Source organism: Macrococcoides bohemicum (genome assembly GCF_003259675.1).
Taxonomy (GTDB): domain Bacteria; phylum Bacillota; class Bacilli; order Staphylococcales; family Staphylococcaceae; genus Macrococcoides; species Macrococcoides bohemicum.
In genome coordinates this window covers 505,461-521,056 of sequence record NZ_PZJG01000001.1, presented here as the reverse complement: position 1 = coordinate 521,056, position 15,596 = coordinate 505,461, and the positions used below count along the sequence as shown (strand labels likewise).

Genomic DNA, 15,596 nt, shown 5'->3' with positions numbered 1-15,596 from the left:
CCATCCCCTTTGTATTTAATTATTCTGGAATTACTAATGTTTGACCAGCTGAAAGATTATTACCTGAAATAGCATTTGCTCTTCTGATTTTTTCAACGTTTTCAGGTGAGCCACTACCATAATATTTAATTGCGATACGGTATAAATTTTCTTTTGCACCAACAACATGTGATGCACCACCATTAGTCACTGTACTATTAGTTGAAGTGCCATTTTCGGCATTATTATTTGTAGTTGTACTGTTACTATTTGTTGCTGTATCAGTGTTGTTTGTTGCAGTACCATTATTATTTGAATTTGCAGTAGTATCTTCTGTACTTTCTTTCTCTGCTACTGCATTCTCAGTTGTTGCCTCTTCAGTTGTTTTAGTGCTTTCTTCTGTTGCTTTTTCCTCTGTTGCTTTTTCCTCTGTTGCTTTTTCTTCTGTTGATTTAGTTGCTGCAGTTTTATCTTTATTTTCTTTACCCTTGTTAACAACAACTTCTTCTGTTTTAGGTTTGCCTTCATCCTGATTATTAATGAAGTTACTTAATAAGAAAATAATAGGGATCAATAATAATATTGCTGCAAGAAACGGTAAATACTTCTTCATTCCATTATCATCATCTTCTTTTTTGTCTTCAATCTTTTTATGGTCCTGCAGCTTTTTATTTGCTGCTGTTGCATTTGAGGCAGGACCAGTTGCACCCGCCCCAACTATCGCAGCACCTGCTGCAGCTTTTTTCTTATTATTATTCTTAGATTCTTTTTGTGAAGATTCTTTTTCTGACAGTTGTTCAGCTTTATTTTTATTGTTCTTATTACCATGGATACCAGTTTTATTAGAAGCAGTATTTCCAACTACACTTCCACCAACACCCGTTGCTGATGCAATAATTGATCGATCTCTTTTTTTATTTCCTTTAACCACTTCTTCGTTAGTTTCAACAGCATCTTTATCTGTATGCACATCGGAAGTTACTTTTTCATCGGGTTGAATTGATTTTTCACGATTTTTTCGTTCCTGAGATCGATTTCTTCTTGAAGCCCCGCGTGGTGGAAATATTTCATTTGATTCAGCTTTATTTAAATGTTCACTATCCACTTTATCTTCATTAACTGCTTCATTTTCAACAGTTTGATCTTGGTCTGTCAATTCATGACTTTCACGTTCAATTTTCTGTTTACTTTTTTCAAATTCATCTTTGAATTTATCTCTTGACAAAATATCCACCCACTTAATTAATATTTTAATAATACATACTTATTATAGACAAAATATGTTGCTTAAGTAAAGTCATATAAATCATTAAACAGTTGATTTAGAAGCGTTTTTCCGAACTTTTTTTGAACATGATAATTTTGCTGTTCAAACGAGATTTTAACTTGTTCATTGCATTGCGCACAACTTTTACATTTCAAACTATTTTTTTCTTGCTCCATACTTTGTATATCCGTTACATTTTGCATGTTTAAACTGAAATAATTTAGTTTTTGCGTAAAACAATTTTTTTCATGTATATATTCAATCATCTGTATCAATGCTGTTCGTTTCATTTGCTGGTGATGCTTGATTTTTTCTACTATTTCTTTTCTATTATACTTTTCCGAAAGAATTTTCAACAATAATTGCTTTTCTTCAGATAGTACTGCTCCTTGAAAATACAAATCTATTTCTACCACACTCAATTCATTTAATTCATTGAGTCGATAAGGAAGTATCTCATCATTAGGACTATACAACAAAATAGATTGTGATAATTCACCATCTCTGCCTCCTCTACCTATCTCCTGAATAAACTGAAAAATAGATTTCGGCATATGATAATGTATTACTGTTCTAATATTTGATTTATTAACGCCCATACCAAATGCATTCGTTGCACAAATCACCTGTATTTCATCATTCATAAAACGCTGCTGTACGGACATCCTTTCTTCATATTGCATATCTGCATGATAGCGTTCCACCATTATACCTTGCGCTAAAAGATATCTATATACGTATTCGACTTGTTTCTTTGAAGAAAAATAAATTACAGTTGCAGCAGATGCTTTTAAAGCTTCTAAAATAAAGGACAATTTGTCTGCATCATCATTTGTATTTACTACGGATAAAAAGATATTCTCCCTTTCCGTTAAATAATCCATTACAGTTAATTTCCTTTTTATAACGTGCTGAATATCAGAGATTACTAGATCATTTGCAGTGGCGGTTAATGCAATAACCTGTGCATCAAAATATGATACTATTTCATCAATCATCAAATAATGGGGTCTGAATTCAAATCCCCACTCCGAAATGCAATGTGCTTCATCTATAACGATCGCTTCGCAGGGATAGTGCTTTAAGTAATTCAGACCATTTGTAACAAGCCATTCAGGTGAACAGTATATAAAATCATATGTTTCAACATGAGATAATAATAATTGTTTGTCCATATCATCTAACTGACTATGTATACAGCATGCTTTAATCTTTTTTTGTTTAAGCTGCATAACCTGATCTTCCATTAATGCAATTAATGGTGATATTACAATGGTCTTTTTATTATTTATCAGCATCGGTAACTGGAAAGTTAGTGATTTCCCTGAACCTGTTGGTAGAAGCGCTAATACATCACTCCCCTCAAGAATCTTTTGCACAATTTTAATTTGATTTTCTCGTAAGCTTTCTATACCAAAGGTCTCTTGTAAAATTTTATTGATTGCTTTCATTTGCATTGCTCCATTTTATATTTTACGATTGCGATTTTTAATTTAAAATAATCTTTTATTGGCGAAAGTTCATATAATGTCTTTAGTTTCCCGAAGCGATTGTTTTTTATCATTTCTTTAATGGCTATATATTCTTGTTCTGCTAGATAAAATGTAGTATCAAGTGGATAGTCTTTAATCAATATTTCAATAATATGATCTTGTATCGTATGTATTCTTACTGATTTATTTCGCTGAATTGTGTCTATTGAGTCACCATTAATTAAACGCTGATAAGTATCACTCGTATTGATATGTAAAGGCGTTCTGACATACAGATAACTTAATAACTTATATTTGCGTGTCTTAAATGCATGAAGCATCAAATTCTTTTCGAGGATCATTTGTGATTTTATCTCATCAATACTTAAGTTAAATTGTTTAGATATTTGTTCATAACTATCAGGTCTTATTTGATGACCATGCAGAAAATGTATAAAATAACAGGTACCAGCCTCTTTAAAGATAAACTGCGACAAATCATCTACTTCATGAGCTAACAAAATAAATTCATCATCTTTTTTAATCTTCATAAAAAGATGTTTTACTTGCTGCTGTATAAATAAACGATTTGAACTAGGTAAATAGTCAGAGGAATGATAGAGATATTCAGAAACTGTTTGAAGCAATAGAACAAAGGATGTAAAAGATAACTCACTTGCATAGTAAAAGTATGGATATAGTTTCAGATCATTATTTTGAATAAAATTTACATCATTATCATTATGAACGAGCCGAGTGACAGCCTCAAATGAAACATTTGGATACAATTCATAAACTGGTAATAGATCCTGCATCACTGCATCAAAATAAGTCTGCTGTGTTCGCGCACCAATCAATAATTTCCATAAACTTTTGACTGATTTATCTGTTAGGTAATGCGTCTTTATATACCGATTAATCGTTTTCATTATTGTCACCTTGAAATATTTTTGTTGAAAATGTGCTTAACTATCACTAAAATAGTTATGTATGTTATAACTAGTGTAGCATGAAAGTGTGAGGAGGCGAAAAAATATGGCAGGTAAATATACGATCGTTGATATGGATACATGTATCGCTTGCGGTGCTTGTGGTGCAGCAGCACCTGATATATATGATTATGATGATGAAGGTATTGCTTATGTTATTTTAGATGATAACAAAGGTACTCAGGAAATACCGGAAGAATTAGAAGAAGATATGATCGATGCATTTGAAGGTTGCCCAACTGATTCAATTAAAGTTGCAGATGAATCATTTGATGGCGACGCACTTAAATTTGAATAATATTTTAAAAAAGCTTGAAGTTCAATTCGAACTTCAAGCTTTTTTGTCAAGTTATGTTCTATGCTAATAATTATTAATTTTCATTTGTTTTTTAAGTAACGGTGCTAACGGTTTAACAATGATATAAAAGAGAATTGTCAGCAATAATCCTTTAATGATATTAAAGGGAATTATACCTGCTGTTACGATAACCTGAATATTCTTGACAACATCATTTAAATTCATAATCATGCCATACATTGGTAATAACACGAAATAGTTAAGCATACTCATAACAATCGTCATTACGATTGTAGCACTGATAAATGCTGGTATTATCTTATTAAATCTTCCTTTTGTAATCACATACAATGTTAATATAAACGATGTCCCTGCTAAAAAATTAGCAACAGGACCAACTGGATCTGTCATGTTCATTACAAAGTTGAGTATGTTCTTAATAAACTCAATAAGTACTGCAGCTACAGGTCCAGCAGTAAATAGCGCAATAATTGCCGGTAAATCACTGATATCAATCGTTAAATACGGTGGTAAGAAAGGTACTGGTACCTTTAAAAACATCAGTATAAATGCAATCGCACTTAATAAACTAATCAGTATCAGACTTCTTGTTCTATTCAATTTTGTCATAATTTCTCCTTACTTCATCTTTGAATCAGGAGGACAAATTAACTTGACGAAACTCTGACCTCCATCTTCTCCCATCCAGACTGTACTGTCGGCTTTGGAATTACACCAAATCAGCTGCATAATGCAGGTCGCGGGCTTTTACCGCCGGCTCGGAATTTCACCGACCCCGAAGATGAATGTGTATTATTGGCATATGCCATAAATCATTGTACCAAACTACTGCTCCGTGTCAACTAAGGGAATTGAAATAGTGAATATTGTGCCAATACCTTGCTCACTTTCAACTTTAATTTCGCCATGATGTTTTTCAATGATAGCTTTTACGATAAATAAACCTAATCCAGTGCCATGCTTACCACGTGTTCTTGCCTGATCAACTTTATAAAACCTATCAAATATATGATTGATATGTTCTTTAGCAATACCTACACCAGTATCAGCAATTTTGATATACAGGTTGTTTGTATCATTATATGTTGAAATTTTTATAGTGTCCCCACTCTTTGTATAACGCATTGCATTGTCCAGCAAATTTGTAATGACCTGGAATATCTTATCATAATCAATTGCTACCTCTTTTGTATGCTTTAAATCTAGTTGCAATGTTGTTTCATGTTCTATAGCACTCTGCTTAAAGTTCTGAATATTTTTTTCAAGTAAAGGCGATATATCCATCACTTCTTTATTTAAAGTCGTTTCTCCAGCGTCAATACGAGCAACATTTATTAACTCATTAACCAACCTATTTAATCGTTTAGATTCATCTAAAATAATGTTTAAAAACTCATCCACGTCATCTTTTTCAACGACTATACCATCTAAAATTGCTTCAGTATACCCTTGTAACATTTGGATTGGCGTACGTAATTCATGAGAAACATTTGCGATAAACTGCTGTTTCATCATATCTATCTTTTTCTCTTCACTCATATCACGAATGATAGCGACAGCACCGTTATTTTGTCCCTGCGTCGTATTTTTGACTGGCGAGATGATGAGTACATAATGTTTATTAAATGTAGAAATTTCATGATATTTTGTTTCATCAGATTGCATTACCTGATTCACGAGTTTACTTAAAATATCAGTGTCTTCCTGAGAAATATCATCTAAAAATTTCTCTGCCATCGGGTTTTGAAGCTGTTTTTCAAGATCCATATTAAAGCTTAAAACACCGTCTTCCATTGCATTGATTAATCGATCCCTTAAATTACGTTCCTGGGATATTTTACTGATATTTAATGTTATCTCCTGCTCCATCTTATTAAACGCAAGTGCTAATTCACCAATCTCATCTCTGGAATATACAACTATTTTATTGTTACGCTCACCTCTTGCTAAATTAAAAGCAGCTGTCTTTAACAGTAATAATGGTTTTGTAATCTTATTGGATAAGAAAAATGCAAAGATAGTAGTAAGTATCAATAATAACATTGCCACGATAAAAATAATAAAAGTAATATAATTTTGTGCATCATCCATTGAATTAGTATCCTGATAGATAAATATCCCACTGTCTTTATGATTAAAAGCTTGAGAAGGATATCCGATAAGGATAAATTCATGTCTGTTATCCTGGTAATTTACTTTAATATCTTTTACAACATATTCATCTTTCTCAAAAACTTTATCAAAAGCGTCATTTCCTTTGATTTCGTCTACCATCAGCTGTTTGAGTGGATCATCGTATGTTACTTCTAAATCCGATTTATTTTGAACAATAATAATACCTGCAGGATTTTCTATTAATTCTTTCACATAAGTTAATGCATCACTTTGATCGTGATGACTCGTTAATACGAGCTCAGCTTTTTCAGCTTGCTGCTTAAGCGTATGGCCAGACTCGCTTTTCAAATACGAATTAAAGAATCCCATTAAAGAAACAGATAATATAATTAAAACTGCAGTCACTATAAATAATATAGTTAACCACAGTTTAATTACTACGCTATTAAAATAGCGCATTATTCTTTCACCTCAAACTTATAACCAACACCCCATACAGTGTGAATCATATCAGCAGCTTTCGGTGAAACTTTATTTAATTTTTCTCGAAGACGTTTAACATGGGTATCTACTGTACGTAAATCTCCGTAAAACTCATAATGCCAAACATCTTTCAGCAATTGTTCACGGTCAAAAACTTTATCCGGACTTTTTGCTAAAAATAATAATAATTCATATTCTTTTGGTGTCAAATTAACTTCCTGATTTTCAGCCATAACACGATGTGCATCATTATCAATCACTAAAGAATCAAATACAATTAAATCTTTCGCGTGTGAATCTTGTTTTAAATACATTGTTGGCTGTGCACGTCGTAATATCGCTTTAACACGTAATACTACTTCACGTGGCGAAAATGGTTTAACGATATAGTCGTCAGCCCCTATTTCAAATCCTTCAACGCGATTATGTTCTTCACCTTTAGCTGTTAGCATAATAATTGGTGTTGTTTTTTCCTCACGAATTCTTCTGCATACTTCAATACCGTCCATTCCCGGCAGCATTATATCAAGTAATATACAATGAAAATTCTGGTTTAAAGCGAGTTCTAAGGCTGTTTCACCATCACTTGCTTCTACTGTCTCAAAACCTTCACGTTCAAGATACATTTTGGCAAGTTTTCTGATTCTGTCTTCATCATCAACGATCAATATCGTATGTTTCATGTCGATTACTCCTTTAATTTAAGCGTATGAGTGCAGTCCTGCAATAATAAGGTTTACTGCAATCACATTGAATAAAATGATTGCCATACCTACAACTGCAAGCCAGGCACTTTTCTTACCTTCCCAGCCTCTACCTAAACGTAAATGCAGGAAGATAGCATAGAATAAGAATGTAATTAATGCCCAAACCTCTTTAGGATCCCATCCCCAGAACCTACTCCAGGCAATTTGAGCCCATATACTCGCAAATAACAAGCCGCCTAAAGCAAATAATGGGAAACCAATAATTACTGATCTATAGCAAATTTCATCCATTAACTGAAGCGATACTTTATTCGTTAAAGGTTTAACTACAGCAAATAATGTTTTTCTTAACACTAATCTTAACAGTGCATATAAAATTGTACCAATGATAATAGACCATGCTACTGTATTTAATTTTTGAGCGTTAATTACAGGCGGTAATTCAATCCCTGTATCGAATCGTTTAACTTCTTTATAATCTTGTTTCGTGCCTTTAATTTTCTCAACAGGAATACTATCTTTAAATGTCACTAATCCAGGTAAATGATATTCAGCAATTGTCCTATTATCATTTTTATCATAGTAATAATAATCTTCCTGATAATGAACGATACCTTTCATAACGATTGTTGTTAATATAAAAGCTATCACTAGGATTATGAAGTACATTACAACCTCTAACCAAAAAGCATCTTTTGACTTTTCATTTGCTTCAACATAACGTAATAAATAGATTAACCCTGCTACTGAACTTACAGATAAAATACCGTAACTGATTGATACAGTAATAACATGAATCGCTAACCAATTACTTTGTAATGCAGGAATAAGTGGTGAGACATCACGTGAGAACATACTCGCATAAACAATTAAAAGCATAGCGATTGGCAATGAGAACAATGCTAATATTGGCGTATGATATAAGAAATATAGTACTAAAAATCCACCGACCATCATGATACCGAACATAGTCAGGAACTCATACATATTACTTACCGGGGCATGTCCTGCCGCCATCCATCGTGTAACAAAATATACGAGCTGCATAATAAACCCTATAATCGTTAAGGTTACTGCAATTTTTTCACTTTTCTTCGATTTCGCTTTAATGCTTGCTGAGAATGGTAATATCGCGATTAAATATAAAATAAATGCAGCATACAATGAAGTACTACTGATATTTAATAAAGCTTCACTATTCATTTTCTTCCTCCGTATCCGCATATTTATCGTTAACTTTCGGTAAATTGAAAGGTTCTAACATACTGTTAATGTCTTTAGAATACCCATAATAATTTCTATTTGTATGTGCTGCTAATTTAAATCCATCTTTCGTTTCAATCCAGATACGACGGTGGTGAATATAAGATCCAATGGCAAGACCTATTAAAAATATTGAAAAACCAATAAATAGAATAGGTAACGTTAAATCTTTCTTTACTGTTAAATAAGTAATCGTTTTATTCGTCGCACTCACAAATTTTACCGCATACTGATTATTTTTAGTGATATCCTGTGAAGAACGTATTTTTAGTAGGCTATATTCTGATTGTTTACCTTTATCCTCAACCCCAAAGACGAATGCAGGATTATTTGGAATCGGGGAGCTTGTTAATAAAGTTCCATTATCCGCAATACCATTGAAATCCGGTGCATAGTTTTTTAGATTCACAGTTAATTCATCACTTACCTTATATTGTTTGCCGGGATTATCAAGTGCAACTTCAAATGTTTTACCGATAGGTTTGCCTGTCTTGATGTCTTCAACTTTAAATGTCATTGTTTTAAGTTGAGACTGATCGAAACTATTCTGATATAACGCAAAATTTGCAAATTTAACTGGATGGTTCACTTTTACACTGTCATCTTTGATTTGTGCTAATTTCGGTTCAGCACCTACAACTGATTTATCTGCTTTATTTTCATATATTGTAACTTGTGATTCATAATTTTTAGCAATTTTATTCATTCTGGCATCTGCTGATTTACCATTAATGTTTGAAATAGATTCTGCATCGTATTGTTCAAAAATAAACTTATTATTTTTAATATAATACGTATTTTCTGTGCCGGGGATACTTTTTGTCTCACCTTCTGCAACACCAACAAATTCATCCACATATAAAGCCGGGACAAATCGAAGCATTGCACCTGCTAACAAAATTATAAGCCCGGTATGGTTAATGTATGGACCATAACGACTTAAACGGCCTTTTTCAGCTAATATTGCTGTACCGTCAGTTCTAACTTTATATTTTCTCTGCTCTAAAGCATTTACAAGAGCCGCCTGATCAACCGTTGTCGGTACATCTAGTGTCAACCTCTGACGTTTAAAGTACGTTGGGTGCTTCTTAACAGTCTGACGTGTAAGCGATTTATGTAATGGAATGCCTCGGTCTATACTTGCTGCAATAATTGAGAATGCTACAAGCGCAAGTAGTATTAGATACCACCAAGATGTATATAGGTTATCTAATCCAAGTTTATAATAGATATATCCTAAAGTACCGTATTTATCTTTATAGAATGTCGATGGATCTTCACCTACGGGAATAAAATATTCCTGAGGAAACATTGTCCCTAGTGCAGATGCTAAAACGGTTAATACAAGTAATATTACACCAACTTTAACGGAACTGAAAAATATCCATACTTTATCCAGCAATGTTTTATGCTTTGTCTTACTTCTCACTGCTTGACCGTCATATCGCATGACATCTGTTGTTTTCTTTTTATCATAGCTGTCATTAATCAAACGTCCGCAGTTTTGACATAATTGAGTACCAGGAGGGTTTACATGACCACAAACACATTTAATCGATTGTTCCTGCATCGTCATCCTCCTTTTATGGTTTAACCATTTCCATATATTTCTGAATATCTTCTTTTGACATTTGGCCTTTATGGTGTGCTACAATCTTCCCATCTTTATCAATGATATAAGTATTCGGTAGATCATTCGCATTATATGCTTCCATTACATCACCATTATCTAAACCAACTGGTAAAGTTACTTCTTCGTCTAATGCACTGAAGAACTGTTTAATTTGTTGTGGACTGTTCTTAACGTGAATCGTTAATACTTCTACACCTTGATTTTTGTACACATTATGTGCACGGTTTAAATCCGGCATCTCTTCTAAACAAGGTTCACACCAAGTCCCCCAGAAATTAAGTACTAAACCTTTGCCACGATAATCCTTTAAATTAACTTTACTGTCATCTAATGTTTTCAATTCAAACACAGGTGCATCATCACCAATTTTCACAACCTTTTCGCCATCTTTCGTCACAGAAACGTAGATGATAAAAATTATTGCGAGCAAAATTAGGAAAGTCACCATATATTGAATCCATTTTTTTTGCTGTTTCGCCATGCTTAACCCCTTCTCTATTCAAAATGTCACTTTACATTATATCATTTAAGCAATTATTATCTGTGGCAACTATGTGAATTTTATGATTTATTTAAACTCATATTACGTAAAGTTTTAACTTCATGAGGTGTGAGTTCTCTTGCATCCCCTGCATTTAATCCTTTAAGCGTTAACGGTCCATATTCAACACGAGATAGTTTCACAACTTCGTGACCAAAATGGGCAAACATACGACGCACTTGACGATTACGACCTTCATGAATTGTAATCTCTACTAAAGTAGTGTCTTTCAGCTTGTCCTGTGACTTTACTTTCACAATTGCCGGAGCTGTTTTTCCGTCTTCTAGCATGATACCTCGTTCCAATTCTTTAACTTGTTCTCTTAATAGAAATCCTTTTAATTTAGCTACGTATTTTTTCTTCATCTTGTATTTCGGATGGGTCATTTGATTGGCAAAGTCACCATCGTTTGTCAGTAATAATAAACCACTTGTCTCATAATCAAGACGACCTACAGGAAATATTCTTAAGTCTAGTTGCGGAAAATAATCAGTTACAACAGTTCGACCTTTATCATCAGAAACACTAGTAATTACACCAGTTGGTTTGTGGAATAATATATATATCTTTTCCGGATTTTCTAAAGGAATGCCTTCCACTTCCACACGGTCTCTAGGACTTACTTTCGTACCAAGTTCAGTTACTGTCTCACCATTAACTGTAACTTTACCTTCTGAGATTAATACTTCTGCTTTACGACGTGAAGTCACACCACTTTTAGCGATGACTTTCTGTAATCTTTCTAATTGTTCACTCATATTATTCATCCTCTTCATTTAAATTTTTAAAGAATAATTCCATTTCACTTGCATCACTTGTCATCGTCTCATCTCTCGGTAAATCATCTAAAGATGTAAGTCCGAATGTCATCAGAAAAAATTCTGTCGTTGCTAACTGTCTAGCACGCTCACCATTCACTTCTGTACTTTCTACTAGACCTCTTTCGATCAATGTCTTGACCGGTCCATCACTATTTACACCACGCATCATTTCAATATCATGGCGTGTTACAGGTTGATTATATGCAATTATCGCTAAAGTTTCGAGTGAAGCCTGTGTTAATTTCTTTTCATTTGTAGCAGTAACCAGATCTTCCAGGTATGGATTCAAAGTTTCATTGGTCATCAGAAAGTATTTAGATCCTAACTTTTGAATTTCAAAAATTTCATGATTATATGTGCTTACAATATCAGATAATTGTGATGGTGTGCGTTCTATAATCTCTGCAAGTTGTTCAATTTCAATACCTTCATCACCAACTGCATATAATAAACCTAGTATGATATTAATTTTTTCATTCGACATAGTTTTTTCCTCTTTCAATCTCAATTTCACCAAAATCATTAGATTGATAAACATTGATCTTATTATTTTTCATAAGTTCCAGAATGGCCAGAAACAATGTTACTATCTGTGTTTTTGTTTCAGAAAATGAAACAAAATCATCGAAAGTAATTTTATCTTTTTGAGATAGTGCATATGTCACTGTCTCAATCGCTTCTTCCATGGAGTAAGTATCTCGGGCTACACTTACAGATTCACTGGCAATCTTTTTACGACGTTGCTTTGCTTTCTGATATGCCGTGATTAAATCGGTAAGTTCAATGTGTATCGGTGTTTGTTTTGCATTCTCGAAATGGGATAAATCATTGCTACGTTTGACAAAATATTTTTCATGTGACTCTTTTTTCGTTTTTAAAATATCAGCATATAAACGGTAATTTTGATATTCTAATAATTGTCGCATTAAATCTTCACGTGGATCTTCGATGCTTTCACTTTCATCTACATTTGTATCTGGTAATAATGTTTTGCTCTTTATTCTTAATAACTCACTCGCCATCACCAAGTAATCACCATGTTGATTAATATCAAGATCATCAACATTTTTGATATAATTAATATATTGTTCTGTTAACACTTTCATTGAGATATCATAAATATCTATTTCATATTTCTGAATTAAGTGAAGGAGTAAATCTAACGGACCTTCAAATGAAGCTAATTTTACTTCGTACATATATTCACCTTACTTCTGGAGGATTTCTTATGCATGCATTATTTAAACAAGCATTTTCGGATTATATCATTCATTTTCATGTGTATCGTGATTATTTTGAATGTCATGAAATCATGGAGGATGCCTGGAAACAAAAATCACAATTTACTAAACAAGACCCTGAAGTCGCATTAATTATGCTCGCTACTGCAATGTATCATCTACGACGTCACAATAAACGTGGTACTCATACATTACTAAAAAAAACAATACAGTTGCTAAAAATAAATAAGACTTTCTTATCTGAATATCTAGATATATCTATATTAATAGAGCAAATAACTGACATTCAAAAATATTTAACTTATTATCCCATCACACTACCTGTTATAGAAGCAATAGATATAAAAAATTATTACGAACCTACTCAGGCAATCATTCATAAACATAAACTACGTGATAGAACTGAAGTCATCCAGGCGAGAAACATGGCTTTACACAATAAATATCCAATACAGGATACCCCAGATGATACACATCAAGGCGATAAAACCGAATAATATCCAGTTATTCTTATTTTTCTTTGAATCATTCTCCTGATTGATCTGAGTATCTGTTTCATGCGTGTCCTCTGGCACAATAACCTGTTTTTTTCTATCATTTTCTTTTTGAAATTTTTCCTGATTTCTATGAATTTCTCTTTGTTTACTCATATTTTCTCCTTATGCTCTAGGATGTGTATTTTTATACACTTCTCTTATTTGTTTCTTGCTGATATGGGTATAAAGTTGCGTTGTTGAAATATCTGCATGTCCTAACATTTCCTGTACGGCACGTAGGTCTGCACCATTTTCTAGAAGATGTGTTGCAAAAGAATGACGTAAAGTATGTGGCGTAAGTTTCTTGTCTATGCCAGCTTCAACTTTAATTTGACGCATTATCTTCCAGAATCCTTGGCGTGTGAGTCTTTTACCATGAAAATTTAGAAATAGACTGTCTGTCATTTCTTTTTTAAGCATCTTATAACGCGTAGACTGGATATACTTCTCCAGCAATTTAATCATATTATCTCCAATAGGAATAATACGTTCTTTATTACCTTTACCGAATACGCGAACAAAACCCATGATTGTATTCACATCATCTACGTTTAAATTAATCAGCTCTGATACACGCATACCAGTAGCATATAACAGTTCAAGCATTGCCTGATCACGCTTTCCAGTAAGCTTTGATGTATCTGGTGTCGATAAAAATTTATCAACCTCTTCTATAGAAAGAATATCCGGCAGATTGCGTTCATATTTTGGTGCTTCAAGAATGACTGTAGGATCTTTAACCGCATATTTTTCTCTTAAAGCAAACTGATGAAATCCTCTAATTGTCGCTGAAACCCGTGCTAAAGTTTTTGCAGATTTACCCTGATCTTTTAAATATCCTAAAAATAAAGTGATCGTATATCTATCGATGTTATCAATATTACCAATTTTCTCCTCTTTCAAAAAAGCCTGATAATGGTTTAAATCTCTACGATAAGCTGCAACTGTATTTTTACTTAGTCCTTTTTCAATCATAATAAAATGTAAAAATTCATCTATTATTGTTTGCATATTAACACCTCACTATTAAGTTTACCATAATAATTATATAATCAACTAAAAATATAAAAAAATACAGATGATTATTTCATCTGCATTTCAAATTATTCTGTTATTTTTTTATCAAGATCTTCAGGTTGAACGCCTTTGTCGGCACATTTTTTACAAATACCATGGAAAGTTAAACGATGATCCATTATTAAGAAATGATAATCCGATTCTACTTTCTTTTCAACTTCATCCAGTAAATCTTCTTCTATTTCATCAACATCTCCACAACTCATACATACAAGATGATGGTGAAAGTGTTTTGCACCTTCTTTTCTCAAATCAAAACGTGCAACGCCATCTCCAAAATTAATCTTATCAACAATCTTCAATTCAGCTAATAATTCTAATGTACGATATACAGTTGCGAGACCAATTTCAGGTGCACGTTCCTTTACTTTTAGGAAAACATCTTCTGCACTCAAATGATCAGCTTCATTTTCTAATAATACGGTCACTGTCGCTTCCCTTTGAGGGGTTAATTTATAAGAAGCATCATGTAATTGCTCCTTTATTCTATTGATTCTCTCCTGCATTACTAACACTCCTAAAGGTTACGATTGATATATATAAAATATCAGTAATTGAGAATTAAAGCAAGAAAAACAATGTCTTTTTTAGAATTATTATAATCTAATATTATTTCATTGATAATAGCAAATATTGAATTGCTATTATCGTCTTCGCATCTTTAATTTTCCCTGTTTTTATCCAGTTATTGGCCTCTTCTAATGTCAACCAGTGTTTCAATACAAATTCGTCTTCATCCGCTTCAAGATTATGAGATTCAATAAGTTCCCCCGCTTCAAATAAAGAAATAAATTCATTACAGAATCCGGGTGAAACATAAAACTCATTAACCAGTTCCATCGTCTTTGAAGTAAAACCTGTTTCTTCTTCTAATTCACGCAGTGCAGTGTCACGTCGTTCTTCCCCTGGGTCAACTTTACCTGCAGGGATCTCGATTAAATTTTCTTCAGGTGCTTTTCTGAATTGTTCAACAAGTAGTAATTTATTCTGTTTCATCGCAATCACTGCAACTGCTCCTGGGTGCAGTACAACTTCCCTTGTACTTTCCTTACCATTGGGTAATTCGACCTGGTGTCTCTCGACAGTTAACACTTTGCCGTCTAGTATCGTTTCTTTTGATAGTGTGCGTTCTGTTAGATCCATATTAATACAC

Annotated in this window: 18 protein-coding genes and 1 riboswitch; of the genes, 2 read left to right on the top strand and 16 right to left on the bottom strand. The window is 33.1% G+C overall.

Features of this window, described 5'->3' with window-relative positions:
- Positions 1-19 precede the first annotated feature (19 nt).
- The 3 genes from BHX94_RS03455 to BHX94_RS03445 all read right to left on the bottom strand — a co-directional run bounded on the left by BHX94_RS03455 (position 20) and on the right by BHX94_RS03445 (position 3,647).
- On the bottom strand, positions 20-1,204 hold the full coding sequence (locus BHX94_RS03455; RefSeq protein ID WP_111744909.1) for a LysM peptidoglycan-binding domain-containing protein: 1,185 nt from the start codon (positions 1,202-1,204) through the stop codon (positions 20-22).
- Between the two features lie 62 nt (positions 1,205-1,266).
- Entirely contained in the window at positions 1,267-2,697 is a 1,431-nt protein-coding gene (locus BHX94_RS03450; RefSeq protein ID WP_170120743.1) for a RecQ family ATP-dependent DNA helicase, read from the bottom strand.
- Entirely contained in the window at positions 2,694-3,647 is a 954-nt protein-coding gene (locus BHX94_RS03445; protein WP_111744907.1) for a helix-turn-helix domain-containing protein, read from the bottom strand. The genes BHX94_RS03450 and BHX94_RS03445 overlap by 4 nt, the downstream gene beginning before the upstream one ends.
- A 106-nt stretch (positions 3,648-3,753) precedes the next feature.
- Between BHX94_RS03445 and BHX94_RS03440 the strand changes: the two genes are divergently transcribed.
- The gene (locus BHX94_RS03440) at positions 3,754-4,005 is read left to right on the top strand and encodes a ferredoxin (protein ID WP_096076431.1); all 252 of its coding nucleotides are present in this window, start codon (positions 3,754-3,756) and stop codon (positions 4,003-4,005) included.
- 63 nt (positions 4,006-4,068) lie between these two features.
- On the opposite strand, the gene BHX94_RS03435 is transcribed toward BHX94_RS03440, so the two are convergent.
- The 9 genes from BHX94_RS03435 to BHX94_RS03395 all read right to left on the bottom strand — a co-directional run bounded on the left by BHX94_RS03435 (position 4,069) and on the right by BHX94_RS03395 (position 12,788).
- Positions 4,069-4,635: an ECF transporter S component gene (locus BHX94_RS03435; RefSeq protein ID WP_111744906.1), complete on the bottom strand. Its 567-nt coding sequence runs from the start codon at positions 4,633-4,635 to the stop codon at positions 4,069-4,071.
- A gap of 59 nt (positions 4,636-4,694) precedes the next feature.
- Positions 4,695-4,813, bottom strand: a riboswitch (FMN riboswitch).
- A 38-nt stretch (positions 4,814-4,851) separates the two neighbouring features.
- A complete protein-coding gene (locus BHX94_RS03430) occupies positions 4,852-6,600 on the bottom strand; it encodes an ATP-binding protein (RefSeq protein WP_111744905.1) in 1,749 nt (582 codons plus the stop codon).
- The gene (locus BHX94_RS03425) at positions 6,600-7,307 is read right to left on the bottom strand and encodes a response regulator transcription factor (RefSeq protein WP_096076428.1); all 708 of its coding nucleotides are present in this window, start codon (positions 7,305-7,307) and stop codon (positions 6,600-6,602) included. Before BHX94_RS03425 ends, BHX94_RS03430 begins: the two co-directional genes overlap by 1 nt.
- Positions 7,308-7,325: 18 nt before the next feature.
- Positions 7,326-8,534: a c-type cytochrome biogenesis protein CcsB gene (gene ccsB, locus BHX94_RS03420; RefSeq protein ID WP_111744904.1), complete on the bottom strand. Its 1,209-nt coding sequence runs from the start codon at positions 8,532-8,534 to the stop codon at positions 7,326-7,328.
- Entirely contained in the window at positions 8,527-10,164 is a 1,638-nt protein-coding gene (gene resB / locus BHX94_RS03415; protein ID WP_111744903.1) for a cytochrome c biogenesis protein ResB, read from the bottom strand. Before resB ends, ccsB begins: the two co-directional genes overlap by 8 nt.
- A gap of 13 nt (positions 10,165-10,177) precedes the next feature.
- Positions 10,178-10,708 (bottom strand): thiol-disulfide oxidoreductase ResA, encoded by a 531-nt coding sequence (gene resA / locus BHX94_RS03410; RefSeq protein WP_096076425.1) that lies wholly within the window; start codon positions 10,706-10,708, stop codon positions 10,178-10,180.
- 80 nt (positions 10,709-10,788) lie between these two features.
- A complete protein-coding gene (locus BHX94_RS03405) occupies positions 10,789-11,526 on the bottom strand; it encodes a pseudouridine synthase (protein WP_111744902.1) in 738 nt (245 codons plus the stop codon).
- A 1-nt stretch (position 11,527) separates the two neighbouring features.
- Complete coding sequence (gene scpB, locus BHX94_RS03400) at positions 11,528-12,073, bottom strand: SMC-Scp complex subunit ScpB (RefSeq protein WP_111744901.1); 546 nt, start codon at positions 12,071-12,073, stop codon at positions 11,528-11,530.
- Positions 12,063-12,788, bottom strand: a complete 726-nt coding sequence (locus tag BHX94_RS03395) for a segregation and condensation protein A (protein WP_111744900.1) — start codon at positions 12,786-12,788, stop codon at positions 12,063-12,065. The genes scpB and BHX94_RS03395 overlap by 11 nt, the downstream gene beginning before the upstream one ends.
- Positions 12,789-12,817: 29 nt before the next feature.
- On the opposite strand from BHX94_RS03395, the gene BHX94_RS03390 reads away from it, so the two are divergent.
- The gene (locus tag BHX94_RS03390; RefSeq protein ID WP_170120742.1) at positions 12,818-13,327 is read left to right on the top strand and encodes a DUF309 domain-containing protein; all 510 of its coding nucleotides are present in this window, start codon (positions 12,818-12,820) and stop codon (positions 13,325-13,327) included.
- Here the strand turns inward: BHX94_RS03390 and BHX94_RS03385 are convergent.
- The 4 genes from BHX94_RS03385 to BHX94_RS03370 all read right to left on the bottom strand — a co-directional run bounded on the left by BHX94_RS03385 (position 13,262) and on the right by BHX94_RS03370 (position 15,586).
- A complete protein-coding gene (locus tag BHX94_RS03385) occupies positions 13,262-13,480 on the bottom strand; it encodes a hypothetical protein (RefSeq protein ID WP_111744898.1) in 219 nt (72 codons plus the stop codon). The two genes, BHX94_RS03390 and BHX94_RS03385, sit on opposite strands and share 66 nt — an antisense overlap.
- 9 nt (positions 13,481-13,489) lie before the next feature.
- Positions 13,490-14,377, bottom strand: a complete 888-nt coding sequence (gene xerD, locus BHX94_RS03380) for a site-specific tyrosine recombinase XerD (protein ID WP_111744897.1) — start codon at positions 14,375-14,377, stop codon at positions 13,490-13,492.
- 92 nt (positions 14,378-14,469) lie between these two features.
- Positions 14,470-14,949, bottom strand: coding sequence for a ferric iron uptake transcriptional regulator (gene fur / locus BHX94_RS03375; protein ID WP_096076419.1), 480 nt, complete (start codon positions 14,947-14,949; stop codon positions 14,470-14,472).
- Positions 14,950-15,052: 103 nt separating this feature from the next.
- Positions 15,053-15,586 carry an NUDIX hydrolase gene (locus tag BHX94_RS03370; RefSeq protein WP_111744896.1) on the bottom strand — a complete coding sequence of 178 codons (534 nt, stop codon included), beginning with the start codon at positions 15,584-15,586 and terminating at the stop codon, positions 15,053-15,055.
- Positions 15,587-15,596: the final 10 nt, after the last annotated feature.

Bases quoted from the DNA above. Each gene is read 5' to 3' on its own strand.
- BHX94_RS03450 (WP_170120743.1), bottom strand. From the start codon at position 2,697: ATGAAAGCAATCAATAAAATTTTACAAGAGACCTTTGGTATAGAAAGC.
- BHX94_RS03445 (WP_111744907.1), bottom strand. From the start codon at position 3,647: ATGAAAACGATTAATCGGTATATAAAGACGCATTACCTAACAGATAAA.
- BHX94_RS03440 (WP_096076431.1), top strand. From the start codon at position 3,754: ATGGCAGGTAAATATACGATCGTTGATATGGATACATGTATCGCTTGC.
- BHX94_RS03435 (WP_111744906.1), bottom strand. From the start codon at position 4,635: ATGACAAAATTGAATAGAACAAGAAGTCTGATACTGATTAGTTTATTA.
- BHX94_RS03430 (WP_111744905.1), bottom strand. From the start codon at position 6,600: ATGCGCTATTTTAATAGCGTAGTAATTAAACTGTGGTTAACTATATTA.
- BHX94_RS03425 (WP_096076428.1), bottom strand. From the start codon at position 7,307: ATGAAACATACGATATTGATCGTTGATGATGAAGACAGAATCAGAAAA.
- ccsB (WP_111744904.1), bottom strand. From the start codon at position 8,534: ATGAATAGTGAAGCTTTATTAAATATCAGTAGTACTTCATTGTATGCT.
- resB (WP_111744903.1), bottom strand. From the start codon at position 10,164: ATGCAGGAACAATCGATTAAATGTGTTTGTGGTCATGTAAACCCTCCT.
- resA (WP_096076425.1), bottom strand. From the start codon at position 10,708: ATGGCGAAACAGCAAAAAAAATGGATTCAATATATGGTGACTTTCCTA.
- BHX94_RS03405 (WP_111744902.1), bottom strand. From the start codon at position 11,526: ATGAGTGAACAATTAGAAAGATTACAGAAAGTCATCGCTAAAAGTGGT.
- scpB (WP_111744901.1), bottom strand. From the start codon at position 12,073: ATGTCGAATGAAAAAATTAATATCATACTAGGTTTATTATATGCAGTT.
- BHX94_RS03395 (WP_111744900.1), bottom strand. From the start codon at position 12,788: ATGTACGAAGTAAAATTAGCTTCATTTGAAGGTCCGTTAGATTTACTC.
- BHX94_RS03390 (WP_170120742.1), top strand. From the start codon at position 12,818: ATGCATGCATTATTTAAACAAGCATTTTCGGATTATATCATTCATTTT.
- BHX94_RS03385 (WP_111744898.1), bottom strand. From the start codon at position 13,480: ATGAGTAAACAAAGAGAAATTCATAGAAATCAGGAAAAATTTCAAAAA.
- xerD (WP_111744897.1), bottom strand. From the start codon at position 14,377: ATGCAAACAATAATAGATGAATTTTTACATTTTATTATGATTGAAAAA.
- fur (WP_096076419.1), bottom strand. From the start codon at position 14,949: ATGCAGGAGAGAATCAATAGAATAAAGGAGCAATTACATGATGCTTCT.
- BHX94_RS03370 (WP_111744896.1), bottom strand. From the start codon at position 15,586: ATGGATCTAACAGAACGCACACTATCAAAAGAAACGATACTAGACGGC.